At 54.1% G+C, this 24,853-nt stretch carries 22 protein-coding genes and 1 pseudogene; 12 read left to right on the forward strand and 11 right to left on the reverse strand.

Going from position 1 to position 24,853, the window contains the following annotated elements:
• The first annotated feature begins 2 nt into the window (after positions 1-2).
• Genes EVX52_RS04385 through EVX52_RS04400 form a run of 4 tightly spaced genes read left to right on the forward strand, consistent with a single transcriptional unit; the run spans position 3 to position 5,973 of the window.
• Complete coding sequence (locus EVX52_RS04385) at positions 3-1,973, forward strand: SPFH domain-containing protein (protein ID WP_129990691.1); 1,971 nt, start codon at positions 3-5, stop codon at positions 1,971-1,973.
• Positions 1,970-3,007: a protease modulator HflC gene (gene hflC, locus EVX52_RS04390; protein ID WP_129990692.1), complete on the forward strand. Its 1,038-nt coding sequence runs from the start codon at positions 1,970-1,972 to the stop codon at positions 3,005-3,007. Before EVX52_RS04385 ends, hflC begins: the two co-directional genes overlap by 4 nt.
• Positions 3,004-4,047, forward strand: coding sequence for a protease modulator HflK (gene hflK, locus EVX52_RS04395; protein ID WP_129990693.1), 1,044 nt, complete (start codon positions 3,004-3,006; stop codon positions 4,045-4,047). Before hflC ends, hflK begins: the two co-directional genes overlap by 4 nt.
• Before the next feature lie 12 nt (positions 4,048-4,059).
• Positions 4,060-5,973, forward strand: a complete 1,914-nt coding sequence (locus EVX52_RS04400) for a heavy metal translocating P-type ATPase (RefSeq protein WP_129990694.1) — start codon at positions 4,060-4,062, stop codon at positions 5,971-5,973.
• Between the two features lie 73 nt (positions 5,974-6,046).
• Here EVX52_RS04400 and pth read toward each other — a convergent pair whose 3' ends face one another.
• Positions 6,047-6,637 (reverse strand): aminoacyl-tRNA hydrolase, encoded by a 591-nt coding sequence (pth, locus tag EVX52_RS04405; RefSeq protein WP_037034067.1) that lies wholly within the window; start codon positions 6,635-6,637, stop codon positions 6,047-6,049.
• A 294-nt stretch (positions 6,638-6,931) separates the two neighbouring features.
• On the opposite strand from pth, the gene ychH reads away from it, so the two are divergent.
• On the forward strand, positions 6,932-7,210 hold the full coding sequence (gene ychH, locus EVX52_RS04410; protein WP_129951345.1) for a stress-induced protein YchH: 279 nt from the start codon (positions 6,932-6,934) through the stop codon (positions 7,208-7,210).
• Between the two features lie 123 nt (positions 7,211-7,333).
• Here the strand turns inward: ychH and prs are convergent, their stop codons facing one another.
• The 3 genes from prs to lolB all read right to left on the reverse strand — a co-directional run bounded on the left by prs (position 7,334) and on the right by lolB (position 9,932).
• The gene (prs, locus tag EVX52_RS04415) at positions 7,334-8,281 is read right to left on the reverse strand and encodes a ribose-phosphate diphosphokinase (RefSeq protein ID WP_013575591.1); all 948 of its coding nucleotides are present in this window, start codon (positions 8,279-8,281) and stop codon (positions 7,334-7,336) included.
• A 162-nt stretch (positions 8,282-8,443) separates the two neighbouring features.
• Complete coding sequence (gene ispE, locus EVX52_RS04420; protein ID WP_129951344.1) at positions 8,444-9,307, reverse strand: 4-(cytidine 5'-diphospho)-2-C-methyl-D-erythritol kinase; 864 nt, start codon at positions 9,305-9,307, stop codon at positions 8,444-8,446.
• Position 9,308: 1 nt separating this feature from the next.
• On the reverse strand, positions 9,309-9,932 hold the full coding sequence (gene lolB / locus EVX52_RS04425; protein WP_129951343.1) for a lipoprotein insertase outer membrane protein LolB: 624 nt from the start codon (positions 9,930-9,932) through the stop codon (positions 9,309-9,311).
• Between the two features lie 276 nt (positions 9,933-10,208).
• Between lolB and EVX52_RS25665 the strand changes: the two are divergent.
• The 7 genes and pseudogenes from EVX52_RS25665 to kdsA form a co-directional block, all read left to right on the forward strand.
• Positions 10,209-10,295: pseudogene (locus EVX52_RS25665) on the forward strand (STM2901 family protein); the annotation flags it as partial.
• Between the two features lie 258 nt (positions 10,296-10,553).
• Positions 10,554-11,816 (forward strand): glutamyl-tRNA reductase, encoded by a 1,263-nt coding sequence (gene hemA / locus EVX52_RS04430; RefSeq protein ID WP_129951342.1) that lies wholly within the window; start codon positions 10,554-10,556, stop codon positions 11,814-11,816.
• 32 nt (positions 11,817-11,848) lie between these two features.
• Entirely contained in the window at positions 11,849-12,931 is a 1,083-nt protein-coding gene (prfA, locus tag EVX52_RS04435) for a peptide chain release factor 1 (protein WP_129951341.1), read from the forward strand.
• Positions 12,931-13,764 (forward strand): peptide chain release factor N(5)-glutamine methyltransferase, encoded by an 834-nt coding sequence (gene prmC / locus EVX52_RS04440; protein ID WP_129990695.1) that lies wholly within the window; start codon positions 12,931-12,933, stop codon positions 13,762-13,764. The genes prfA and prmC overlap by 1 nt, the downstream gene beginning before the upstream one ends.
• A gap of 52 nt (positions 13,765-13,816) precedes the next feature.
• The gene (locus tag EVX52_RS04445; protein WP_129951339.1) at positions 13,817-14,206 is read left to right on the forward strand and encodes a SirB2 family protein; all 390 of its coding nucleotides are present in this window, start codon (positions 13,817-13,819) and stop codon (positions 14,204-14,206) included.
• A 2-nt stretch (positions 14,207-14,208) separates the two neighbouring features.
• A complete protein-coding gene (sirB1, locus tag EVX52_RS04450; RefSeq protein ID WP_129990696.1) occupies positions 14,209-15,018 on the forward strand; it encodes an invasion regulator SirB1 in 810 nt (269 codons plus the stop codon).
• A 95-nt stretch (positions 15,019-15,113) separates the two neighbouring features.
• Entirely contained in the window at positions 15,114-15,968 is an 855-nt protein-coding gene (gene kdsA, locus EVX52_RS04455; protein ID WP_015689950.1) for a 3-deoxy-8-phosphooctulonate synthase, read from the forward strand.
• Positions 15,969-16,030: 62 nt separating this feature from the next.
• Here the strand turns inward: kdsA and dauA are convergent, their stop codons facing one another.
• From dauA to EVX52_RS04490, 7 genes are all read right to left on the reverse strand, one after another.
• A complete protein-coding gene (dauA, locus tag EVX52_RS04460; RefSeq protein WP_129951337.1) occupies positions 16,031-17,698 on the reverse strand; it encodes a C4-dicarboxylic acid transporter DauA in 1,668 nt (555 codons plus the stop codon).
• A 172-nt stretch (positions 17,699-17,870) separates the two neighbouring features.
• Positions 17,871-19,430, reverse strand: a complete 1,560-nt coding sequence (locus EVX52_RS04465; protein ID WP_129990697.1) for a serine hydrolase — start codon at positions 19,428-19,430, stop codon at positions 17,871-17,873.
• A gap of 74 nt (positions 19,431-19,504) precedes the next feature.
• Positions 19,505-20,278, reverse strand: a complete 774-nt coding sequence (locus EVX52_RS04470; RefSeq protein ID WP_129951335.1) for an ABC transporter ATP-binding protein — start codon at positions 20,276-20,278, stop codon at positions 19,505-19,507.
• Positions 20,275-21,105, reverse strand: a complete 831-nt coding sequence (locus tag EVX52_RS04475) for an ABC transporter ATP-binding protein (RefSeq protein ID WP_129990907.1) — start codon at positions 21,103-21,105, stop codon at positions 20,275-20,277. Before EVX52_RS04475 ends, EVX52_RS04470 begins: the two co-directional genes overlap by 4 nt.
• The gene (locus EVX52_RS04480) at positions 21,105-22,031 is read right to left on the reverse strand and encodes an ABC transporter permease (RefSeq protein WP_129951334.1); all 927 of its coding nucleotides are present in this window, start codon (positions 22,029-22,031) and stop codon (positions 21,105-21,107) included. The genes EVX52_RS04475 and EVX52_RS04480 overlap by 1 nt, the downstream gene beginning before the upstream one ends.
• Positions 22,028-23,041 carry an ABC transporter permease gene (locus EVX52_RS04485; protein WP_129951333.1) on the reverse strand — a complete coding sequence of 338 codons (1,014 nt, stop codon included), beginning with the start codon at positions 23,039-23,041 and terminating at the stop codon, positions 22,028-22,030. Before EVX52_RS04485 ends, EVX52_RS04480 begins: the two co-directional genes overlap by 4 nt.
• Positions 23,038-24,633 carry an ABC transporter substrate-binding protein gene (locus tag EVX52_RS04490; RefSeq protein ID WP_129951332.1) on the reverse strand — a complete coding sequence of 532 codons (1,596 nt, stop codon included), beginning with the start codon at positions 24,631-24,633 and terminating at the stop codon, positions 23,038-23,040. Before EVX52_RS04490 ends, EVX52_RS04485 begins: the two co-directional genes overlap by 4 nt.
• Positions 24,634-24,853: the final 220 nt, after the last annotated feature.

The following is a 24,853-nucleotide window of genomic DNA, read 5'->3' on the forward strand; positions in this document are numbered from 1 at the left end:
ACATGAGCACAGATAAGGCATCCGGGACTGATAACAACAGTAAACCACTGCGCTTTCAGTCAGCCGCCTCCCACACACATTGGCTGAGCGGGCTGATGAACGCCATCATGGTGATCAGCAGCCTGATGTACCTGATATTGCTGATGTTTTATCTGGTATCACCGGAATCGGTCTGGCCGTGGGTGACCGGCAATATCATGGCCGCGATGTGGGTTTGTGCGGCCTCTCTGCAATGCGCGAGGCGCATCAGTCGCTGGCGTGAGCAACAGTTTGCGCCTGCCATTGACATGGCGGCTGAAACCATCACACCACATACCTCTTCAGGATTTTCTCAACGCCTGGCGTCCCGGTCGTGGATACGCCCGGTTTTACGTTATGTCGACGAGCAGGTGTTCTTTCAGGCATTTCCCGCGTTAGCGGCACTATTACTTATCGCATTATTGTGGCGATTACCGTTACCGGCAAATGACGCCGGTGCTGCGGGGTATTTTGCCGGTACGGTATTCATTCTTTGCGCTTTTGCGGTGCTGGTTCTGGAGCGTCACTGGACGCTTAAAAGCCCGCTGGAATGGCCGGAAGCGGCAAAACTCGCGGCAATATTGCGTATGCTGATTGGCGTTTTTTTGCTGAGTGCATTAGCGCTGATGTTTGCCCATGGTGCTTCGGTGTGGCCGGCGCATCTGCTGATGTTTACCGGATTGTTACCGGGACTGGTGGCGCTGGAGCTTGTCCTGCGGGCGCTGATGGCGATGTTTTCGCCGCTGCGGGAGGGTAAAGAACCTGAGTTTATTGCGGGCAGTCTGCTGGCTGCACAAATTTGCTGGCCGCCGCGTCCGTTACAGTTTGTGCAAAACGAACTGCATCAGCATTTTGGTATCGATCTTCGTCAGATTTGGGCATTTCATTTTATGCGCCGTGCGCTGTTACCTCTGGCCGCAATTTTGTTACTGACCGGCTGGCTGCTGACGGGCATCAGCGAGGTGCCACTGACCCAGCGTGGGATCTATGAATCCTTCGGTAAACCGGTGGCAGTCAGGCAACCGGGTTTGCATGCCGGGCTGCCATGGCCTTTTGGCCGCACGCTGTTGGTCGATAACGGTGAGGTGCATGAACTTACCACGGGGTCAGAAGACGCAGCGACGCTCGCATCCGTCACGGTGGCTGACACCGCCGAAGGTCCGGCGCCGGAAAGTGCGAACCGTCTGTGGGACTCCGGCCACAGCAGCGACAAATCCCAAATTATCGCCAGCGCCGCGAACGACCGGCAAAGTTTCCAAATCATGGACATGGACGTGCGCTTCGTATACCGGGTCGCCATGAACGATGATGCTGCCATGGCAAGCCTTTATCACACCGCAAATATACCGGTGCTGATCCGCAGTATTGCCAATCAGGTACTGGTACATGATTTTTCTTCGCGCACACTCGACAGTCTGCTGGGTAGCGAACAGACACGCCTTGCCGCTGACATTGGCCGGAAAGTGCAGAGTCAGCTTGATCATCTCAACAGTGGCGTGGAATTGCTGGCCACAGTGATTGAATCGATCCATCCGCCTGCAGGTGCGGCGGATGCTTATCATGGCGTACAGGCGGCACAAATATTGGCGCAAAGCGCGATTGCCGGTGAGAAAGGGCAAGCCGCACAGCAACTGAATGCGGCACAGCAATTTGCCCGTCTGGCGCTGGATGCCGCCAGCGCCAAAAATGACGAAAATCGCGATCAGGCGCAGATCATGGCGCTGCGCTTCAACGCAGAAAATCAGGCATATCAGGCCGGCGGGCAGTCGTTCCTGACCGGGCGTTATTTCAGTCAGCTGGCGCTGGCAATGCAGCAGCATCCGAAGGTGTTGATTATCGATCATCGTATCAGCGGCGGAACGCCACCGGTGTTGGATCTGAGAAGTTTTACCCTGCCATTTACGCCCGCAGCGGATAAAGCGGCGCATTCTGTTAAAGCGGAGACTACCCGGTGACTGATTCCCCACAACCTGAAGTCCACGGACATGATCATGACGCACATGGTGGGCATCATCACGGCGCCGGACATCATCACCATCATCATTCCGGGCCTGCAACCCCCGGACTCTGGCGGCGGGTCACGATTGCCGTTGTCCTGGTGGCGCTGATTGCCGCCACAGCCTGTCTGGTACAGGTGCGTTCCGGTGAGGCGATGGTAATTACACGCTTTGGTAATCCGGTGCGTGTACTGCTGCAACCCGGGCTGGCGTGGCATCTGCCGGTGCCGCTGGAAACGGCGATCCCGGTGGATTTACGTATCCGTACAACGTCCAGTGGCTTGCAGGATGTCGGCACGCGTGACGGGCTACGGATCATCGTGCAGGCTTATACCGTCTGGCAGGTGAAAAACGATCCCCAACATGTACAGCGTTTTATCCGTGCGGTACAAAATCAGCCGGATATCGCCGCCGCGCAGATACGCACCTTTATCGGCTCGGCGCTGGAAACCACCACCAGCGGTTTTGCGCTGGCTGATCTGGTGAACACAGACGCCGGCAAAATCCGCCTTTCCGGCTTCGAACAGCATTTGCATGATCAGATTGCCCGTCAGTTGCTTGACAGCTACGGCATCGAACTGGTGCAGGTCGGCGTTGAACGCCTGACATTGCCGTCGGTCACCTTAGATGCCACGGTAGATCGTATGCGGGCAGAACGCGAAACCATTGCCACCGAGCGGTCTGCTGAAGGCAAGCGTCAGGCGGCAGAAATCCGCTCATCCGCTGAGCGCGATGCCCGCGTGATTAAGGCCTATGCATTGGTCAGCGCGGCCAATATTGAGGCGCAGGCGCAGTTGGAGAGCACGGCAATATACGCCAAAGCCCGGGCCGGTAACCCCGAATTGTACGATCTGCTGCGATCGCTGGACACGCTCAACAACGTGATTACGCCAGGCACTCAGCTGATATTGCGCACTGATGCGGCACCGTTCCGGCAACTGGTGGAAGGCCCGCCGTCATTACCTGCCGCCAGTAACGGGACGCCGCCATGAATCCGCTGTCCCGTTTTCACGGAAATGCGTGGTTTCAGGCAGGGCGTATGGCCTATCTGGCGCTGTTTGCCATGACGCTGATTGCGGCCGCAAACTGGCTGTTCTCTAATGTCCGGCAGATAGCACCTGATAAGCGCGCGGTGGTGATGCGCTTCGGGGCCGTTTCGCGTACGGCGGGGGCCGGGCTGCTGCTGGCCTGGCCGGAACCGCTGGAACATGTTGAAATTTTGCCTGCCGCCGACCGGGTGATCGAACATCACGTTACGGCTTTGCTCAGAGAGAATATTGTGCCCGCGTGGACCAATACCGGCGGTGAGAAAAATGATGCTGTCGCAGGTGCGGGGTATTTACTGACCGGTGATTCCGGCGTGGTTCAGCTGGATGTGCAGGTATATTACGTGATAACCGATCCGGTGGCGTTTGTCCTGCAAGGGGAACACGTATTACCGGCGCTTGATCGTTTAACCGGGCATGCGGCGGTCGCGATTTGTGCTTCCCGTGATCTGGATACCATTCTGGTCGCCCGGCCGGAAATGGTGAGTAACGGCAACTCTGTTGCAGAACGCCGTGAGCGGCTGCGTGGTGATTTACGTCAGGCAATTAATCAGCAACTTGCCGCGCTGACGGCGGCGGGCAGTAGCCCGGGGATCGAAGTCCGTCGCGTTGATGTGCAATCTTCACTGCCACCGGCGGCGGTTGATGCCTTTAATGCCGTACTGACGGCCAGCCAGCAAGCGGAACAGAACATCGCCACTGCCCGTAACGAGGCCGCACATGTTCATCAGGAGGCGGTTCAGTCGGCAGATCGTGCCGTGCAGGTTTCCCATGCCAAAGCCAGCGAGCAGATCGCGCGCGCCTCAACGGATACAGCAACCATTGTACAACTGGCTAACGACCACTCGCCTGAATTGCTGTGGCGTTTATGGCGTGAACGGATGCCGGGGATCCTCGCTCATGCCGGCAGCGTCACGGCTGTTGATCCCCATGACGACGCGCATCTGATCCTGCCGGGGCCAGACCGTCCATCATCTCAACCCTGAGGTATTGCTCCTGTGACTTCTTTTTCTTCTGAAGAACCGCAAACATCGCCGGCAAAAAGTGTGCTGTTAACGCGTCATGAGCAACGAAACATGGCGGTGCAGTTACTTCTGGCAATGGCGGCGTTTGGTCTGTTGCTGTGCGGCTGGATCTGGCAGTGGTTGTTTGCGCAGCAAAGTGACATCGGGCAAATTTTATTTGGTGTGGCGTCACTGCTGGTGGCGGTTCCGGTGCTGCGCTCGGCCCTGTACAGTTTACGCAGCCCCAGCCTGCATGGCGTTACCGATCAGCTGATTGCGCTGGCGATGTTGGGGGCCTGGGCTACGGGTGATCTGATGACCGCGGCACTGTTACCGGGCATTATGATTTTGGGTCATATTCTAGAAGAGCGCAGCGTTATCGGTTCGCAGGAAGCCATCAATGCACTCAGCCATCTGACCCGCAGCCGCGCCCGGCGGATGTTGCCCGGCGGTGAGATTGAGGAAATCGATAACCACCGGTTGCGAACCGGTGACCGGATTGAAGTGCGCGCCGGTGACCGGTTACCCGCCGATGGCCGCGTGTTAACGGGCAGCGCCAGCCTCGATACCGCGCCGATCACCGGAGAATCAGTACCACAGGAAGCCCGCGTGGGTGACGATGTGTTCGGCGGTGCCATTAATCTCGACGGATTGCTTTGCGTTGAAGTCACGCGCACCGGTGCGGATGCTACGCTCGGAAAAGTGATTGCGTTGATGCAAAAAGCGGAGCATGCCAAACCGCCGATCACCCGTTTGCTTGAGCGTTATGCCGGGCAATACCTGGTGCTTATTCTGCTGATTGCTGCCGCGACCTGGTTCGTTACGCAGGATGCCCATTCCATGCTGGCGGTGCTGGTGGCAGCATGCCCCTGCGCGCTGGTGCTTTCCGCACCCGCGACGGCAATAGCCGGTATCGCTGTGGCCGCGCGTCACGGCATTCTGATCCGCAGCTCGGCATTTCTTGAGGAACTGGCAGATCTGAATGCCATCGTGGTCGATAAAACCGGCACGCTGACGCACGGTGAATTGCATTTGCAGCGTACGGTTTTGGCCGGACAGGAATCTTCTGACGCTGTGCTCTGTCTGGCAGCCAGTCTCGGTGCCGCGAGCAGCCATCCGGTCAGCCGTGCGCTGGCGAAGTTACTGCCGCGTGAACAATACTTGCCGCTGGAAGATATATCAGAACTGCAGGGGATGGGGGTGCGTGCACGAACGGCGCAAGGCGAGGCCCTGTTAGGGCGTCCGGCATTTTTCAGCCGGAATGCTATCCCGGTGACTGCCGAACCTGAGCATGACGGACCGCTGGTCGGGCTGGCGCTAAACGGGCGTTTTCTCGGCTGGTTACTTCTGTCAGATTCTTTACGGCCTGAGGCACTAACCGCCTTAACCGAACTGCGTCAGTTGGGGCTGCAACGACAGCTTCTGCTAACCGGTGACCGCGCCAGTGTGGCTGAGCGTATTGCCAGTGAGCTGGGCATCAGTGATGTGGTCGCGCAGGCCTTACCGGAAGATAAACTGCATCAGGTATCAGCGGAAATTGCGCAAGGATTCCGGCCGATGGTGGTCGGTGACGGCATAAATGATTCTCTGGCGTTAAAAGCAGGCGTTGTCGGCATTGCGATGGGCGCGGGCGGTAGCGATATTGCGCTGGCCTCCGCCGATGTGGTGCTGATTGGCAGTGATTTGCGTCGTCTCGGCACCTGTGTCCGCCTGAGCCGGGCGTGCCGTAAAACGCTCAAAATCAATGTGTTCATCGGGCTGGGCTGCACGTTGTTAGTGATGGCGGCTGCCGCCACCGGTTTACTGGGCGTAGGCGGTGTGCTGATTGCGGCACTGCTGCATAATCTGAGTACCTTGCTGGTGCTGGGCAATGCCGGACGTTTGCTGCGTTTTGACGAACCACTTTAGATAAATTAATGGAAAGTAAAACGGGCGCAAACATTTGCGCCCGTTATCGTCAGTACTGATCGCAAAGTGGTGTTTAAAGCTCTGCTTTAAAAGTATGTAACCGACGCATGGTTTTTTCCAAACCTTCTTTCATCAGCAACTCAGTACAGCGCAGTGATTCATCAATCGCATCGTCGATTAGCTTCTGTTCGCTGGCCGGTGGCTTACCCAGCACAAATCCTACCACTTTACTTTTATCGCCAGGATGACCGATACCGATACGCAGACGGTAAAAGTTCGGGTTATTGCCGAATTTACTCTGAATATCTTTCAGGCCGTTATGGCCACCATTGCCGCCACCCAGTTTGATTTTCGCCATACCGGGTGGGATATCCAGCTCATCATGTGCCACCAGAATTTCATCCGGCTCAATGCGATAAAACTGAGCCATCGCCAGAACTGCTTTACCGCTGAGGTTCATAAAGGTGGTCGGCACCAGCAGCCGGACATCCTGACCTGCCAGTGACAGTCGGGCGGTGTAACCAAAAAACTTACTTTCTTCTTTCAGTTGCTGATTGTGCTGACGGGCGAGAAGGTCGACGTACCAGGCGCCGGCGTTATGGCGGGTCTGGGCGTACTCTGCGCCGGGATTGGCCAGCCCAACGATCAATTTAATGCTGCTCACGATGTTCGCTTCTTTAATCCGGTGAGGTGTAGCGGGCTAGTTTACCTGTCGCTGGTGGTTGTGCCAAACACCTGGCAGCGTTAATTCCTGCCGATGCATCAGAAACTGAATAGTTCATGGCGCTGACTATTAACCTTTCGAACGTATCTGTCTGGAAAACGTAAAGATTTGTCATTCAATATGCTCTGTCTGTGATCATGACCGCAAAGTGAACCGGATGGGACGTCTATAGTTAAAGGCAGGAAAAGACAAGACAGCAATGATGCTAAGACTATCGACAACCGGAGGTGACTTATGAAACGTAAAACCGCAACAATAATCGGCAATGGCCTGATGGGACTCGGTTTGCTCACAATGGTCGGTGGTGTTGGTTATTCTATCCTGAATCAGATGCCTGAACTGGGGTTACCGCAATTTCTGGCCCACGGAGCCATTGGGAGTATCTTTATCGGTGCTATTTTATGGCTGGCCGGTGCCAGAGTCGGTGGGCAAGAGCGTGTTGCAGACAGGTACTGGTGGGTGCGTCATTTCGATTCCCGCTGCACGAACGGTAAATCACACCGTCATTCCTGAGTGTATCAGAGAATGTTCTGATGTTCCGGGTCATAAAAAAACCGTTGTCGCTTTCGCGATAACGGTTTTTGCATTTCAGGTTCTGCAAAAGCAAAATGCCCCCTGAACACAGGGGCATGATGATTAATGCTCGAACATTGCAGAAATGGATTCTTCATTGCTGATGCGGCGGATAGCCTCAGCCAGCATGCCTGACAGGGTCAGGGTACGTACTTTTTTCAGTGCACGGATTTCTGCGGACAGCGGGATGGTGTCACATACAATCACTTCGTCGATCACGGAGTTTTTGATGTTTTCTACTGCATTTCCGGAGAAGATCGGGTGAGTGGCATACGCGAACACGCGTTTAGCACCGCGTTCTTTCAGTGCTTCAGCCGCTTTACACAGCGTGCCACCGGTATCGATCATGTCATCAACCAGTACACAGTCACGACCGGCGACATCACCAATAATGTGCATTACCTGAGAAACGTTTGCGCGTGGACGACGTTTATCAATAATAGCCATATCAGTGTCGTTCAGCAGTTTTGCCACGGCACGGGCGCGGACAACACCGCCGATGTCCGGAGAAACAACAATCGGGTTTTCCAGGTTCTGTTGCAGCATATCTTCGAGCAGGATAGGGCTGCCGAAAACGTTGTCTACAGGTACATCGAAGAAACCCTGAATTTGCTCTGCATGCAGGTCTACAGTCAGAACACGGTCAACGCCAACGCTGGACAGAAAATCAGCCACAACTTTAGCGGTAATAGGCACACGGGCAGAACGCACCCGGCGATCCTGACGTGCATAGCCGAAGTAAGGGATAACGGCGGTGATACGACCAGCGGAGGCGCGGCGTAAGGCATCAACCATGACCACCAGTTCCATCAGGTTATCGTTAGTAGGCGCGCAGGTGGACTGGATAATGAAAATATCTCCGCCACGTACATTTTCGTTAATTTGCACGCTTACTTCGCCGTCGCTGAAACGACTGACGGCGGCGTCACCAAGGCTGGTGTATAAACGGTTGGCAATACGTTGTGCTAGTTCCGGGGTGGCGTTACCAGCAAAAAGCTTCATATCAGGCACGAGAAGAACCTCAGGCTTGCGTCCAGGGAAGACATTGGCTTTTGGCACCACCGGGCGGTGAGCGGTACCAAAGCATTATGCTCACGATACTTCTAAATCTTACTACTTAAATCTGTTGAATAATTGGCTGGCAAAGAACAGACACAAAATCTCTGTGACTCTCTACGCTTTGCCCGCAGTTCTCAACCAGACGTCACGAAAACGGTGTAATGGCGATACATTAACACCTTGTGCGACAAAACCCCGACTCCACGACGGTGTTTTATCTAAAACATGACGGGCGGCAGATTCGGTGTTGAATTCTGCAAACACACAGGCACCGGTTCCGGTCAGTCGCGACGGCGCGTATTCTAACAGCCAAGAAAGTAGCTGTTCAACCTCGTAAAAACGTTTTCTCGCAATCGGTTCGCAATCATTTGCGTAAGGCGTGTCCAAAAGCACATTAACAGTGCGTTTTGGTGTATTTCTGGTCAGATCAGGATCACCAAAAATCACCGGCGTCGGAATACTGACACCCGGATGTGCAATCAGATACCATTTTTCTGCCGGTTCGACCGGCTGTAAGATCTCGCCGATGCCTTCAGCAAACGCAGCATGGCCCATCACAAAGACGGGCACATCCGCGCCCAGCGTCACCCCTATTTGAGCCAGTTGAGGATCGGAAAGGCCGCAGTTCCAAATTGCATTCAGTGCCACCAGCACGGTGGCGGCATTGGAAGACCCCCCCCCCAGACCGCCCCCCATCGGAATACGTTTTTGCAATGTAATGTCTGCGCCCTGAGACGTGCCCGTGTGCTGTTGCAGAAGACGTGCGGCACGTGTCACCAGATTGTCTGCATCCGCCACGCCTTCAACAGGTGTGGCCAGCACGATATTGCCGTCGGCGCGGACGTTAAAACTCAGGCTGTCACCGTAATCTACAAACTGAAACAGGGTCTGCAGATTATGGTAGCCATCCGGACGCTGTCCGGTGATATAAAGAAACAAATTGAGTTTAGCCGGAGAAGGCCACCATTGCTGCGTCATATCAGTTTAGCGTCCAGTTATCCATTTTGAGCTTGATACGCTGTTCGCCCTGGGTCATTTCCAGACGTTGCGGGAGGGACGGTTTGGCATCTTCGTCATAACTCTGATACACCACGGTACCCGGTTTTCCGTTCTGCGTGAACTTAACTTGTGACAGGCGGTACTGGCTGTCGAGTGTGAAATCGGTGCCGTCACCTGGCAAACCGAGCATCCACAAACGCAGATTAGCCAGCGGAATCGACATACCGGTCAGCTTCTGGATCATGTCATCCGGATTATCACTGGTGTAATGCTTGCCTTCATTGTTGGTCAGCTGCGCAATCCCGCTTTGCACTTTCAATTCCATTTCCGTACTGCCCAGCGGATTGGTCAGCAACAGACGATAGCTGTCCGGGGAATATTGTTGCCAGAAGAAGCGCGCATAAACTTTTTGCTTATCGGAAAGATAAGCGAAAGAGCCACGGGTCTGATAATGCTCAAGCTGTTTAACCTGAGCTTCATGCTCACGCCATTGCGCAGAGGTCGGGCTGGTTGCCGGGCCTTTGGGTGCATTTATGGAACAGGCGGCAAGAACTAAACTTGCAAGAGGAAGAAGGCGAACGAAATGTGCTTTACGCATTGGCATAACCGATTAAATCCTTTGTGCTTTGGCGAAATGAGTTACCAGGACAAATGTGGCGAGCGTCAGTTTAGCACAGCCCGCGCGGCGGGTGATCTCAACCCTGCGCAGATGATCAGCGATTGAAAGACTTTGGGACAATGCTGATGTGTAAAAGGATTTAATTTAGATGACATCTTTCAAGGCATGACACGCGACACGCGGGTCAGCAAACCTTACAATCTTGCCTGCAACAGCCACCAAGAGTATTTTAAAACCCTTCAAATTGAATGGATATAACGAATGGATACGGTTGAGCAATTAAACGGAACTTATTTTTACGATGGAACATCAAATTTAAGTGCAGGCGAATTATTTTTTTGGATGATGCATTGCGATGAAAATTCTTGGGGGGCAATGCTGCGCTGAATGCAAATGAATAACAGGAATAACAGTATGGGCGATACATTCCAAAAATCATGCTGCAAGCCGCTATCTGTGCGGTTTTTCACCCAGGACAGACATAAACTCACATCATATTTAACCGAAGATGCTGTTCACCTTTTATTGATCTCGCGCATCTTGTAGAATGCGCAACAGACGTAAACCCATACTATTATAAAGTATAAGCCGAAAATCGCTCTCCCTATGACCCTGCTTGCATTAGGTATCAATCACAAAACCGCCCCGGTGTCTCTGCGTGAACGGGTAACATTCTCACCCGAGACCCTCGATCAGGCGCTCTCCAGTCTGCTCCAGCAACCGCTGGTGCAGGGCGGCGTCGTGTTGTCTACCTGCAACCGCACTGAGCTGTACCTGAGTGTTGAGCAGCAGGAAAACTTGCAGGAACAGCTGGTGAAGTGGTTATGCGATTACCATCATCTGAGTGAAGATGAAGTGCGCAAAAGCCTGTACTGGCATCATGATAATGAAGCGGTCAGCCACCTGATGCGTGTTGCCAGCGGGCTGGACTCTCTGGTACTGGGCGAGCCGCAAATTCTCGGGCAGGTCAAAAAAGCCTTCGCAGAATCACAAAACGGGCAGGCGGTTTCCGGTGAACTGGAGCGTTTGTTCCAGAAATCCTTCTCCGTGGCCAAGCGAGTGCGCACGGAAACCGATATCGGTGCCAGCGCCGTTTCTGTCGCGTTTGCTGCCTGTACGCTGGCACGCCAAATTTTCGAATCCCTTTCTGATGTGAGCGTGTTGCTGGTCGGTGCAGGTGAAACGATCGAACTGGTCGCGCGTCATCTGCATCAGCATAATGTGCGTCATATGATGATTGCCAACCGGACGCGTGAACGTGCGCAGGCGCTGGCGACCGAAGTGAATGCACAAGTGATCAGCCTGCAGGATATCGATTCCCGTCTGGCGGAAGCCGACATTATCATCAGTTCTACCGCCAGTCCGCTGCCCATTATCGGGAAAGGCATGGTGGAACGTGCGTTAAAAGCCCGCCGTAACCAACCCATGCTGATGGTGGATATTGCCGTTCCGCGCGATATTGAACCGGAAGTAGGTAAGCTGCCTAACGCCTATCTGTACAGTGTCGATGACCTGCACAGCATCATTCAAAACAATCTTGCACAACGTAAAGCCGCGGCTGTTCAGGCGGAAACCATCGTTGAGCAGGAGAGTTCCAATTTCATGGCCTGGCTGCGTTCGCAGGGAGCCGTTGAAATTATTCGTGATTATCGCTCGCGTGCTGATATCATTCGCGCCGACGCACAGGCCAAAGCTCTGGCCGCCATTGCGCAGGGCGCTGACGTCGAAGCGGTGATCCATGAATTAGCTCACCAATTGACAAACCGTCTTATTCACGCGCCAACCCGTTCATTGCAACAGGCAGCCAGCGACGGTGACGTGGAGCGTTTGCAAATTTTACGCGACAGCCTCGGGCTGGGTCAGCAATAGTTCTCCTTTTCTCACAGGGTTATACACCACGCATGAAGCCTTCTATTGTTGCCAAACTGGAAGCGTTACAAGAGCGCCACGAAGAAGTGCAGGCGATGCTTGGCGATGCCGGCGTTATCGCCGATCAAGATAAATTCCGCAGTCTTTCCCGCGAGTATTCTCAGTTAACCGCCGTCTCTGAATGTTTCCTTGCCTGGCGTCAGGCGCAGGACGATTTAGAAGCGGCTGAAATGATGCTCGATGATCCTGAGATGCGCGAAATGGCGCAGGAAGAAATCAAAGACTGCAAAACGACTATCGAAGAACTCGAACAAAAACTACAGCTTCTGTTATTACCCAAAGATCCCGATGATGAGCGCGGTTGCTTCCTGGAAATTCGCGCCGGAACCGGCGGTGATGAAGCGGCTATTTTTGCCGGTGATTTATTCCGTATGTACAGCCGTTACGCCGAAGCGCGCCGCTGGCGGGTGGAAATTGTGAGCGCCAGCGAAGGCGAGCACGGTGGCTATAAAGAAGTGATCGCCAAAATCAGTGGTGATGGCGTCTATGGTCAGTTCAAGTTTGAATCAGGCGGCCACCGCGTCCAGCGTGTGCCGGAAACGGAATCTCAGGGACGCATTCATACATCGGCCTGTACCGTCGCAGTCATGCCAGAAATACCGGAAGCTGAACTGCCGGAAATCAACGCGGGTGATTTGCGTATTGATACTTTCCGCTCATCGGGCGCTGGCGGTCAGCATGTTAACACCACCGATTCCGCCATTCGTATTACGCATATACCAACCGGTATCGTGGTGGAATGTCAGGACGAACGTTCACAGCACAAAAACAAAGCCAAAGCGATGTCTGTGCTGGGCGCGCGTATCCGCGCGGCAGAAGTGGCAAAACGTCAGGCTGAAGAAGCCTCGACGCGCCGCAACCTGCTTGGCAGCGGTGACCGTTCAGATCGTAACCGTACCTATAACTTCCCCCAGGGGCGCGTCACTGATCACCGCATCAATCTGACCATTTACCGTCTGGATGAAGTGATGGAAGGCAAACTGGACAGTCTGATCCAGCCGATCGTGCAGGAATATCAGGCCGATCAGCTCGCCGCGTTATCTGAGCAGGACTGATGGATTTTCAGTCCTGGCTGCGTGAGGCTGCCTGCCGTCTTGCTGCGGGTGAAAGCCCGAAGCGGGATGCTGAAATTTTGCTCGGCTTTGTGACCGGCCGGGCAAGAACTTTTATTATGGCTTTTGGTGAAACACCGCTGACGGCCGACCAACTGCAACGCCTGGATACTTTGCTTGCGCGACGTGAGCAGGGTGAACCGGTGGCTTATCTGACCGGCGAGCGTGAATTTTGGTCGTTGCCTCTGTCAGTCTCTCCCGCGACATTGATTCCCCGTCCTGATACCGAATGCTTAGTCGAACAGGCACTGGCCCGTCTGCCTTCTGAACCCGTCAGTATACTGGATCTCGGCACAGGAACCGGCGCGGTTGCACTGGCGCTGGCCAGCGAACGCCCTGACTGCAAGGTGACCGGTGTCGATCTGCAACCGGATGCCGTCAGGCTCGCGCGACATAACGCGCAGAAGTTAAATATCCTGAATGCGTGTTTTTTGCACGGCAGCTGGTTTTCACCGGTAGCCGGTGAGCGTTTCGCGCTGATAGTCAGTAATCCGCCGTACATCGATGCCGCCGATCCGCATCTGGCGGCAGGGGATGTGCGTTTTGAGCCCGCCAGTGCGCTGGTGGCAGAAAATGCCGGTCTGGCTGATCTGGCGCATATTATTCAGGCTGCACCCGCGTATCTTCATCCGGGAGGCTGGTTACTGCTCGAACATGGCTGGCAGCAGGCGGCTGACGTCCAGGCGTTATTGCACGATGCCGGTTATCAGCAGATCGCGACGATTAAAGACTATGGTGATAACGATCGGGTCAGCCTCGGACAGTGGCACCCTTAACGCGGATTCTAAGAAAATCAATCCAAAAAAGTAAATTTAAAGGAAACGGGTCATGGCATATGTCTGGATCAAGTATCTGCATCTGTTCACTGTAACCCTGAGTATTGTATTGTTTGTTTTACGATTTTTTTGGAAATGGGCGGGTTCTGCTATGATGCAGAAACGCTGGGTGAAGATCGTTCCGCATATGGTGGATACTTTACTGTTATTAAGTGGTATTTCGCTTATCTTCATCACACACTTTTATCCGTTCAGCCCTCAGGGAACCTGGCTGACCGAAAAGATTTTTGGCGTTATTATCTATATCGCGCTGGGTTTTGTGGCTCTGAGCAAGCGACCTGTTAGCCAGAACACCCGCTGGCTGGCCTTTATTCTGGCGCTCGCTTGCTTGTATCTGATTCTTAAACTGGCGCTGACGAAAATACCGCTGCTAATGGGATAACTATGAGTACCCTTGCTGATTTTGAATTTAACACCGTCCGGCTCAGTACCGGCGTGATCAAAGTAACGGAAGCCGTGCGTTTCGATTTCAATGCGGACGACGTTCGCCACCAGTTGCAGGCACTGGTCGATGAAGCCCGCCGCGTCGTTCCCGAAGAGCTTGATCAGGATCAGCAGCTCGAAGTGTTGATTGAACTGTTTTACCGCACCTGGGGTTTTGGTGGCGCGGGGGGCGTTTATCGTCTGTCTGACGCTATCTGGATCGACAAAGTACTGTCCTCACGCCAGGGTACACCGGTTTCACTGGGTGTGATTTTTCTGCACATTGCCCATGAACTGAGTTTGCCGCTGATGCCGGTAATTTTCCCCACTCAGCTTATCTTGCGTGCCGACTGGCTTGACGAAGAAATGTGGCTGCTGAATCCGATCAACGGCGATACACTCAACGAGCATATGCTCAGTGTGTGGCTGAAAGGGAATCTGGGCGTGATGGCGGAAATAGAAGATGACGATCTGGAAGAAGCGGAAAACACGCTGATCGTTCGCAAAATGCTCGATACACTGAAAGCCGCGCTGATGGAAGAAAAACAGTTTGAACTGGCCCTGCGCGCCAGTGAAACGGTACTGCAGTTCGATCCGGAAGATCCGTATGAAATCCGCGATCGCGGGCTGATTTATGCCCAGCTGGAATGCGATCATGTGGCGATCTCTGATCTTAACTATTTTGTTGAGCAGTGCCCGGAAGACCCGATTTCAGAGGTGATTAAAGTGCAAATCCATTCGATTGAGCACAAGCAAGTCACGTTGCACTAATTAATACTTACCTTACATCACATCCGGAATGCCGTTCCAGAACAATCCGTTATGTAACTTCCGGATGAAAGATTTATCACTAAAAAGGCCAAAGCATGAAACATAAAGTGGTTAGCATTCAGGACATCAAAGTCGCCAATGATCTGCCGTTTGTATTGTTCGGCGGAATGAATGTACTCGAATCGCGCGATATGGCGATGCGTGTATGTGAGCATTACGTCACTGTGACGCAGAAACTCGGCATTCCTTACGTATTCAAGGCGTCTTTCGATAAAGCCAACCGCTCATCTATTCATTCCTACCGTGGCCCGGGCCTGGATGAAGGCATGAAAATTTTCCAGGAGCTGAAAAAAGCATTCGGCGTGAAAATCATCACCGACGTGCATGAATCCTGGCAAGCACAGCCTGTATCTGAAGTGGTTGATGTGATTCAGTTACCGGCCTTCCTGGCGCGTCAGACCGATCTGGTTGAAGCGATGGCGAAAACCGGTGCAGTAATTAATGTGAAAAAACCACAGTTCGTCAGCCCGGGACAGATGGGTAACATCGTCGATAAATTCAAAGAAGGCGGCAACGATCAGGTGATTTTGTGCGATCGCGGCAGCAACTTTGGTTATGACAACCTGGTTGTCGACATGTTGGGCATGAATGTGATGATCAATGCCACTGGCGGCCATCCGGTGATCTTCGACGTGACGCACGCACTGCAAACCCGTGATCCGTTCGGTGCGGCTTCGGGTGGTCGTCGTGCTCAGGTCGCTGAACTTGCGCGTGCCGGTATGGCGGTAGGCATCGCCGGTCTGTTCATTGAAGCTCATGAAGATCCGGCTCATGCAAAATGCGACGGTCCGTCAGCATTGCCGCTGGATAAACTGGAACCTTTCCTGGTCCAGATGAAAGCCATCGACGATCTGGTGAAAAGCTTCCCGGCGCTCGATACCAGTAAATAACTGACAATGTGCAGATAAAACAAAGGCGACCTCCGGTCGCCTTTGTCGTTTACCGCGCAGAGCTATAACGCATCCTGTAAGGAGCTGTGGAAACTTAGCTTGCCTTCAACCGGTTGCATTCTCGCGCGGGCGAGTGTTTTCAGCGGCTGGAAAGGGATCTCTGCGATTCGCAGTTCCGTGCCCGGCGGCAGGGTATTGATGAAATGGCGTAATGCACTGACGCCACCGGCATCGAGCACGGCCACACGATCCCACACCAGAACGATGACTTTCTTACCTTCACTGCGTACCTGCAATTCACTGAAGATACGTTCCGCCGCAGCAAAGAACAGCGGGCCATTGATCCGCAGAACCAGCGCATCTTCGGGAGTTTCGGACAGGACTTCGGTCAGGCGGGTGAGTTTGGCAATACGGCGCATAAACAGCAGCGACGCCATCACGATACCCGCAGTAATTGCGATCACCATGTCGAACAGCACCGTCAGGCTCATACAGGTCAGCATCACCAGAATGTCGTCTTTTGGCGCGCGGCGCAGTAAATCCACCACTTTATGCGCTTCGCTCATATTCCATGCCACCATCAGCAACAGCGCCGCCATCGCCGCCAGCGGCAGCCAGGAAAGCAGGGGTGCCAGAATGAGCAGCGCGAGGATCACCAGCAGCGAGTGAATAATGGCAGAAACCGGAGAGGTTGCACCCGCGCGAACGTTAGCCGCAGAACGTGCAATTGCCGCTGTGGCGGTGATGCCGCCAAAAAAGGGGCTGATCATATTGCCGATACCCTGACCGATCAGTTCATTATCCGAATGGTGTTTTTTGCCGGTCATGCCATCAAGCACGACGGCGCACAGCAGTGATTCAATCGCGCCCAGCATTGCCATTGAGAACGCTGCCGGTAACAGCGCCTGCACCAGCGTCCAGCTCAGACCCCCGCCGCCGTTTTGTGTCCACGGCAGGGTGAACTGCGGCAGAATTGACGGAATACCGTTGCCCTGCGAACCGTCAGGCAGCAGGAAATGAAAGCGTGAACCTATGGTGGCAATCGGGTGTCCTGCCTGCATGAAAATTGCCATCACCGCACAACCAGCCAGCAAAGCCGGAAGATGGCCGGGCACACGCAATCCCAGTTTTGGCCAGAAGATTAATATACCAAGAGTCACAATGCCTGTGGCGGCATCGCCAATATCCAGCGTGGGCAGCGCCATTACCAGCGCCGCCACTTTACTCAGATAATGTTCCGGCACTGTCGCCATCGTCAGACCAAAGAAATCTTTGAACTGCATGGTACCGATGGTGATCGCAATACCGGAGGTGAAGCCGAGGGTGACAGGCAGCGGGATGTATTCAATCAGCCTGCCAAAACGCGCCATCCCCATGAGAAGAAGCATGAAACCTGACATCAGCGTAGCCAGCAATAAACCGGACAAGCCGAACTGTTGCGACACAGGGTAAAGAATAACAACAAACGCCGCCGTCGGGCCCGAAACACTGAAGCGCGAGCCACCGAAAACAGCGATGACAATCCCTGCAATGGCCGATGTATACAGCCCGTATTGCGGTGGTACACCGCTGGCAATTGCCAGTGCCATTGCCAGCGGGATGGCGATGATCCCCACAGTGACGCCGGCAATGGCATCGTTGAGTAAACGTTGAAGCGTATATTTTTCACGAAAACAGGCGTCTATCAGTGCGCTGAAAGGCCTGATATGGCGTCTTCCTGAAGTATTCATAGGATGTAAATCACCTGACAGAAAAATGGATATGAACCCGGTACTCCTTCACCGGAAAAAGAGTAGCCTACGCCTTTCAGGCCCGCATCGCGCAGACATAAATCAAGCTTGGCATGAAAAAAACGCCACCAGACGTGCTCCGGGGGCGTTCTGCAGGATGATTGTACAGAAGTTATGTTCCCGGATGCCAGGTGCTGCGGCACTCATCACGGCGGAAATTCAATACACGGCTACGGTTGGAGATGAGTTTTACCGTGTAGCCCTGGAAATACAGACAGAAGTTTTTCTTCCACGGACCGTCAGGAAGTTCCACCAGTAAGCGTCCCGCACCCAGCGAAGTCAGCTGACCACTGGCGCGTAACGTGCCGACACCGATAAGCAATTGATCGCCTTCAATATCAAAGGCGGCTTTCGATTGAGGATGATACCAGCGTCCCTGTACCATTTTCAGGCAATCGTTGGGTTCCACGGGAGTGAAATAACGTGGTGCATGGCCGATCTCACCCTGAATGGCGGTGCCGTTCCAGCGCAGACGCATCGGCATATGCGCGGAAAGCGTGATGGCTTCGTCGACATCCGCGCCCTGATACAAATTATCCGCTGAACCGAGATAACTGGCAGTGCCGTTGCTCACTTTCAACCAGTAAGGCTCAGCCGCGCTGGAATATAAGCCATCCGGCAAAGCATGACTGCGTGCCGGAAGCGGCGTCGCTAACAGTGACGACATGACGTCCAGCGCGTGGGTAAAGGCCGTGGTGTCTTCGCGGTTAGAGACCAGCGCAATGCCTGCGTCAAGCTCAGGATGGAGCAGGAAATAGGTTTTATAACCGGCATGGGAACCCCCGTGGCCGTAAACCCTATGTTCACCGATTTGTGTCGAGGTGATGCCCAGTCCGTAAGCGGAGGGAATATTGCCATGCAAATAGCGTGGTTCTGTCAGTGTTTTCAGTACGCCCGCACCGGGTCCGCTTTGTGAAAGCAGGCTTTGCAGCCACACTGAAAGCGAACGCAGGCTGCCGGTGAGGCTGCCGGATGCGGACAAATGCAAACCCGCGACAGCTGTTTTCCAGCCTGTTGTGTCCTGCCAGTAACCGGGGACCAGATCCGGGACGATATCGAACCAGGTTTCCGGGGCATGAAAGACGATACCCAGCGGCTGCGCGATATGCTTTTGCAGCAGATCCTCAAACAAAATGCCTTGTTGTTTGAGGATCTCTTCTACCAGCCGGTAACCGGTATTGCTGTAGGAAATTTCAGTACCTGCCTTGAAGTTCAGCGCGCCGTCCTGCGCCAGAAATTCCATAATGGCAGCGGCTTCGCTGACGTTGTAAACCGAAATGCCCAGCAGAGAGAGGGTTTCCCGCACGTCCGGCAAACCGCCTGTCATGTCCAGCGCCTGCCCGACAGTGACCCGAGACATCGGCGCTTTCAGTTGCGGTAAATATTGGCCGAGGGTATCACTCGCCGACAGACCGGCATGGCTTTTCAGCAAAGCCAGGGTGGAAAAAATATGTTTCGTGACTGAGGCATAGCGGACAACAGAATCGATACTAAAAGGTATTGAGGTGCTGAGATTTGCCAGTCCGCCGGTCGCGAAACCACGGAGAGCTTTACTGTCGAAAAGGGTGATTGCACCCCCCGGTTCACCGGGTTTATCCCAGTTCCGGGTGATACGCTTTGCTGTTTCTTCAGCCGCCTGCCACTGTAATGCAGACTGTGCGGTGGATGTCATTAATGTCTCCTGACTATCTTTCAGTGAAAAAGTGGGCCGCCCGTGAAATCCATAAACCTTCCGTGCAGGAAGGTTTATTCGGGTTCCTCTAAACTGAGACTTAACGATCGCAACTCAGCGGTATGCGGATGGCTGACGTTGCCCATCCGTAAATCGTCCGCGCTCAGAAGTTCGACCATTTCACCACCAATCATCACGCCAATGCTGGTGCAAAGATGCGTTACGACGGCCAGATTGTGACTGACCAGAATATAAGTCAGTTTGCGGCGCTCACGCAGGTCGCTTAGCAGATTGAGGATCTCAGCCTGCACTGAAACATCCAGCGCCGAGGTCGGTTCATCGAGCAGTAAAATTTCCGGTTCTGAAATCATCGCCCGCGCGATAGCGACCCGCTGGCGTTGGCCGCCGGAAAGCTGATGCGGGAAGCGAAAACGCACCGCCTGTGGCAGGCCGACTTCAGCCAGCGCATCAGTTATGCGTTTTTCGATATTCAGAAACCCGTGCACGATCAACGGTTCGCTGAGGATGCGGTCAATGGTCTGGCGCGGGTGCAGCGAGCCGTACGGATCCTGAAATACCATCTGTACGCGGCGGAAAAAGCGTTTCTGACGCACCGGCACCTGGTCTTCGCCGCCAATGGTCATCCCACCGGACCATGCCTGATTTAACCCGGCCAGCGCGCGCAAAATTGTGGATTTGCCCGAACCGCTTTCTCCTACGATGCCGAAACATTCGCCGGGTGCGACACTGAAACTCACGCCTTTCACCACCTCGGTATCGCCGAACGCGATGCGCAGGTTATTGAGGATAATTTTGCTGTTATCTAAAGGGGGGGATTCTACTGTCATGAGGTTTTCCATGCTTCGTCACGTACCAGCACCGGCAGTCTGTCCCGCGGATGTTTGAGCGACGGCAGACATTCCAGCAGTCCGCGCGTGTAAGGATGTTGTGCTTTGAGCAAATCACCCGCCTGTAACGTTTCGACAATACGCCCGGCGTACATGACGGCCACGCGGTCGCAGAATTTCGACACCAGAGGTAAATCATGGCTGATCAGAATCAGCCCCATACCACGACTGGACACCAGGTCATCCAGCAGACGCAAAATCTCAGCCTGCACGGTGGCATCCAGTGCGCTGGTCGGTTCATCGGCAATCATCAGCTCCGGATCCGGTGCCAGCATCATGGCAATCATCACGCGCTGGCCCATGCCGCCGGAGACTTCATGTGCATAACGGCCCGCGACTTTGTGCGGATCACGGATACGCACCTGATCGAGCAGTTCTATGGCGGCATTCATCGCCTGTTTTTTCGAGCCTCCTTTATGTGTTTGCCAGGCTTCTGCCACCTGTTTACCAATCGGCATCACCGGATTCAATGAATACTTCGGATCCTGCAAAATGAAACCCACGCGCTTGCCGCGGATCTGACGCATTTGCTTTTCGCTGGCATTGCGCAGATCGATGCCGTCGAAAGACAGCGTTTCGGCGCGGCACTTTGCAGCGGAAGGCAGAAGGTTCATCAGGCAACGTGCTGTCAGGGATTTACCGGAGCCACTTTCGCCCACGATCCCAAATTTCTCCTTGCCCAATGACAGCGATACGCCGCGAACGGCGTCGAAACTGCCGCTGTTGGTCTGAAATGTAATATGCAAGTCTTTAATATCAACCAGCATCATTGCTCCTTAGGATCGAGAACGTCACGCAGCCCGTCGCCGAGGAAGTTAAACGCCAGAGAGGTCACAAAAATGGCTATGGCCGGAATTAACGGTACCCACCATTCACTGAACAGGAACCGGCGGGCAGTGGCAATCATCGCGCCCCATTCCGGTGATGGCGGCTGAGCGCCCATGCCTAAAAAGCCCAGACTGGCGGCAGTGATAATAATCGAACTCATGTCGAGTGTGATACGCACTACCAGGCTCGGCACACACAGCGGCATAATATGGTGCAGCACGATGCGGGCTGGTGTCGCACCGGTCAGACGGCAGGCGGCAATGTAATCCGTGCCGCGCACCTGCATGGTTTCCGCGCGCGCAAGACGGGCATACGGTGGCCAGGCCGTGAGGGCGATAGCCAGAATGGCGCTTTCGATACCGGGTTTCAGCGCAGCTACAAAGGCCAGTGCCAGAATCAGGCGCGGGAAGGCCAGAAAGATGTCGGTGATGCGCATCAGGATGCGATCGAGTAAACCGCCGGCATAACCCGCCACGCAACCGATCAGCAAGCCTAACGGGGCGACGATCGCGACTACCACGATCACCATACCGAGCGTAATCCGGCCACCATAAAGAATGCGGCTCAGGGTGTCGCGGCCCAGTTCATCGGTGCCCAGCCAGTGCAGGGAAGAGGGTTTCGCCAGACGGTGCGCCAGGTCTTGTACACCTGGGTCATAACTGGTCAGCCAGGGGGCGCAGAGGGAAACCAGCAAGACAAGCAGTACGGTGAACAGGCCGGTGACTGCCAGAGGATTTTTACGCAGGCCAAGCCAGATACGGTAACGGCGGCCCCAGACGGCTTGCGTACGGGTGTGCGGCGTATCCGCCAGCAGCCAGGCGCGGCTGCCCGCGCGGGGTTGAGGTGTGACAGGAAGAGTGCTCATTTTACGCGGGGATCCAATAGTCGGTAGAGAAGGTCAGCCAGCAGGTTGAGCAGCACATAAATCGCGCCAATCAGCAACGTTGAGCCGATCACCGGATTCATATCCGCGTTCATCAGCGACACGGTGAGATATTGTCCAAGACCCGGCCAGGAGAAGACGTTTTCTGTGACCACGGCACCTTCCAGCAAACCTGCATACGTCAGGGCCAGCACGGTGATCAATTGTACGCCGACGGTGGGGAATGCATGTTTCCAGATAACCCGTCGCGCCGGGAGGCCTTTGGCGCGGGCGGTGATCACGTATTCGCCGCCCAACGCGTTGAGCATAAAAGTGCGGGTCATGCGGGTAATGTAGGCCATGCTGAAATACGCGAGGATCAGAACCGGCTGCACCATATGAGCGAGCGCGTCCCAAAATGCGCCCATATCACCCGCCAGCAGGGAATCGACCGTCAGTAAACCGGTCACCTGTGGGATCATATCCTGATAGATGATGTCCTGGCGCCCCGGTCCCGGCGCGATACCCAGCGCGGAGTAGAAAATCAGCAGGCTGAGCAGGGCCAGCACGAAAACCGGCAGCGAGTGACCTGCCAGACAGACCACGCGGATAGTCTGATCAATCCAGCTTCCCTGACGGGTAGCGGCCCAGACACCCAGCGGAATACCGACAATGGCGGCGATAATGATCGCCGCTGTGGCCAGCTCCAGCGTGGCGGGGAAAAAACGGGCGATGTCCGTAGTGACCAGATTGGAGGTCAGGGCGGAGCGCCCTAAATCACCGTGGAATACCTGACTGAGATAATGGAAAAACTGCAACCAGAGGGGCTGATCCAGCCCCATTTCATGACGAACCCGTTCGACGACTGCCTGCGGGGCGTTATCGCCAACCGCAGCCAGAACCGGGTCCGTCGGCATGACGCGACCAATGAAAAAAGTCACTACCGACAGACCAAACAAAGTAAGACAAACGCTGATGCAGGTACTCAGAAATCCTTTGAGTCTCTTGCTCACGCTTTAACAACCTTCTCGTAGGGGCTGGTGCTCATTACAGTTAATACCACGCCGGAAATCACGTTGCGGCAGGCGGCGGTCATGGTCGGTTGCAGCATGATGGCAAACGGGCTGTTTTCCATATGTCTGGTCTGCAATTCTTCATACAGCTTGATGCGGGTGGCCGGATCCGATTCTTTCAGCGCTTTGGTGCTGAGATCTGAAATTTCTTTATCCTGCCAGCTGCAGCGCCATGCCAGTGTGCGACTCTTGGCTTTGTCGGTATTATCGGGATTGCTGCAGAAGGCTTCGGCGTTAGAGTTAGGGTCAAAGTAGTCCGCGCCCCATTGGGTCATCGCCAGTTGTTGCTGACGCGCACGCATTTTGGTCAGGACCTGACGACTTTCCGCTGCCAGCAGCGTGACTTTAATCCCGACTTCCGCGAGGTTTGACTGCAATGCCTGCACAATGTCAGAAGAGGGGGAGGCGGAGTAGTGATCTAATGTAATTTCAAAACCGTTAGGGAAACCGGCTTCGGCCAGCAACGCTTTGGCTTTAGCCACATCACGTTTGTACATGATGGTATTCACTGCCGCCGGGAAACCTTCCGGCAGGAAGCTCTGATGGATTTTATGCGTCAGCGGCACGATATGCTGCTGGATATTCTCATAATCGATGGCCCATTTGATCGCCTGCCAGACCTGCGGTTTAGCCAGATTCGGATGTGCGGTATTGGCAGACAGCATAAAGGTACCGGCGATACCTTTTTGTACCAGCGTGAAGTTTTTGTCGTTGATCAGTGGACGTAACTGTTCAGTGGTGAGGTTCCGGGCGATATCCACATCGCCTTTTTGCAGCATCAGTAACTGTGCGGAAGGGTCAATGATATGACGCATAATGATGCGCTGGATCTTGCCCGCGTGCGGGTTGTTTTTGTTGCTTTCCAGAATCACAGATTCGCTGACTTTCCAGTCGCGCAGTTTGAACGCACCTGAACCGGCACTGTTTTTCTTCAGCCATCCGTTACCCAGATCATCTCCAACCTGATTCGCCAGACAGGCAGATTTTTGCACGATGCTGCCGACGTTGGCGGTCAGGCAATATAGCAGGAAAGATTCAGATGCCGGTTCAGCGGTTTTAATCACCAGCGTTTCGGCGTCAGGGGCGGTGATCAGGCTTTCGACGTTATCTTTGGTGTAACCAAACTGGTTAATAATATAGGCCGGGCTCTTATCAAGTTTTACCACGCGTTGCAGGGAGAAAGCGGCGTCTTCTGCGGTGACCGGTTTGCCATCGGCCCATTTGGCTTTCGGATCCAGCTTGAAGGTAAAGGTTTTTTTGTCGTCAGAAGCGGCCCATGAAACAGCCAGATCACCTTCGATTTCATCAGGGGACGCCAGTTTAGGTTTCACCAGTTGCTGATACATATTGCCGGTAATTTCACTGCCCACGGATTCGAAGCTTTCATGCGGATCAAGGCTGGTAACGATGTCGAGCTGAATGGCCATGACCAGTATTGATGCCGGAGTGGCAGCAAACACGGCATCAAACTTCAGGTAGGACAGCACAGGTATTGCGGAAAAACCGGTAACAAATTGACGCCTGGTAACCATAACTACTCCCATGAGATTGATATATAAAAGTAAAATTAAAAATTACAGTGCCATACCCTTGACTTAATTCCGGGCAACGGGCTTAAATGAAAAACACGTCGTCGACATCTCATATCGAAAACGCATTTGAAGCGTACTGTCTTTGTTCAACGCTGGTGCAGCATGACGGTCTTACTGCACCCCGCACGAACAAATCTCCGTTGTCTTAGTCATGCTTAAT

The sequence above is a fragment of the Rahnella sp. CFA14(1/10) genome (genome assembly GCF_004195095.1).
GTDB classification, from domain to species: Bacteria; Pseudomonadota; Gammaproteobacteria; order Enterobacterales; family Enterobacteriaceae; genus Rahnella; species Rahnella perminowiae.

Coding starts and splice junctions, on each gene's coding strand:
- hemA (WP_129951342.1), top strand. CDS start 10,554: ATGACCCTGCTTGCATTAGGTATCAATCACAAAACCGCCCCGGTGTCT.
- prfA (WP_129951341.1), top strand. CDS start 11,849: ATGAAGCCTTCTATTGTTGCCAAACTGGAAGCGTTACAAGAGCGCCAC.
- EVX52_RS04445 (WP_129951339.1), top strand. CDS start 13,817: ATGGCATATGTCTGGATCAAGTATCTGCATCTGTTCACTGTAACCCTG.
- dauA (WP_129951337.1), bottom strand. CDS start 17,698: ATGAATACTTCAGGAAGACGCCATATCAGGCCTTTCAGCGCACTGATA.
- ychH (WP_129951345.1), top strand. CDS start 6,932: ATGAAACGTAAAACCGCAACAATAATCGGCAATGGCCTGATGGGACTC.
- sirB1 (WP_129990696.1), top strand. CDS start 14,209: ATGAGTACCCTTGCTGATTTTGAATTTAACACCGTCCGGCTCAGTACC.
- EVX52_RS04470 (WP_129951335.1), bottom strand. CDS start 20,278: ATGACAGTAGAATCCCCCCCTTTAGATAACAGCAAAATTATCCTCAAT.
- prmC (WP_129990695.1), top strand. CDS start 12,931: ATGGATTTTCAGTCCTGGCTGCGTGAGGCTGCCTGCCGTCTTGCTGCG.
- EVX52_RS04480 (WP_129951334.1), bottom strand. CDS start 22,031: ATGAGCACTCTTCCTGTCACACCTCAACCCCGCGCGGGCAGCCGCGCC.
- EVX52_RS04465 (WP_129990697.1), bottom strand. CDS start 19,430: ATGACATCCACCGCACAGTCTGCATTACAGTGGCAGGCGGCTGAAGAA.
- EVX52_RS04490 (WP_129951332.1), bottom strand. CDS start 24,633: ATGGTTACCAGGCGTCAATTTGTTACCGGTTTTTCCGCAATACCTGTG.
- EVX52_RS04475 (WP_129990907.1), bottom strand. CDS start 21,105: ATGCTGGTTGATATTAAAGACTTGCATATTACATTTCAGACCAACAGC.
- ispE (WP_129951344.1), bottom strand. CDS start 9,307: ATGACGCAGCAATGGTGGCCTTCTCCGGCTAAACTCAATTTGTTTCTT.
- EVX52_RS04385 (WP_129990691.1), top strand. CDS start 3: ATGAGCACAGATAAGGCATCCGGGACTGATAACAACAGTAAACCACTG.
- hflK (WP_129990693.1), top strand. CDS start 3,004: ATGAATCCGCTGTCCCGTTTTCACGGAAATGCGTGGTTTCAGGCAGGG.
- lolB (WP_129951343.1), bottom strand. CDS start 9,932: ATGCCAATGCGTAAAGCACATTTCGTTCGCCTTCTTCCTCTTGCAAGT.
- kdsA (WP_015689950.1), top strand. CDS start 15,114: ATGAAACATAAAGTGGTTAGCATTCAGGACATCAAAGTCGCCAATGAT.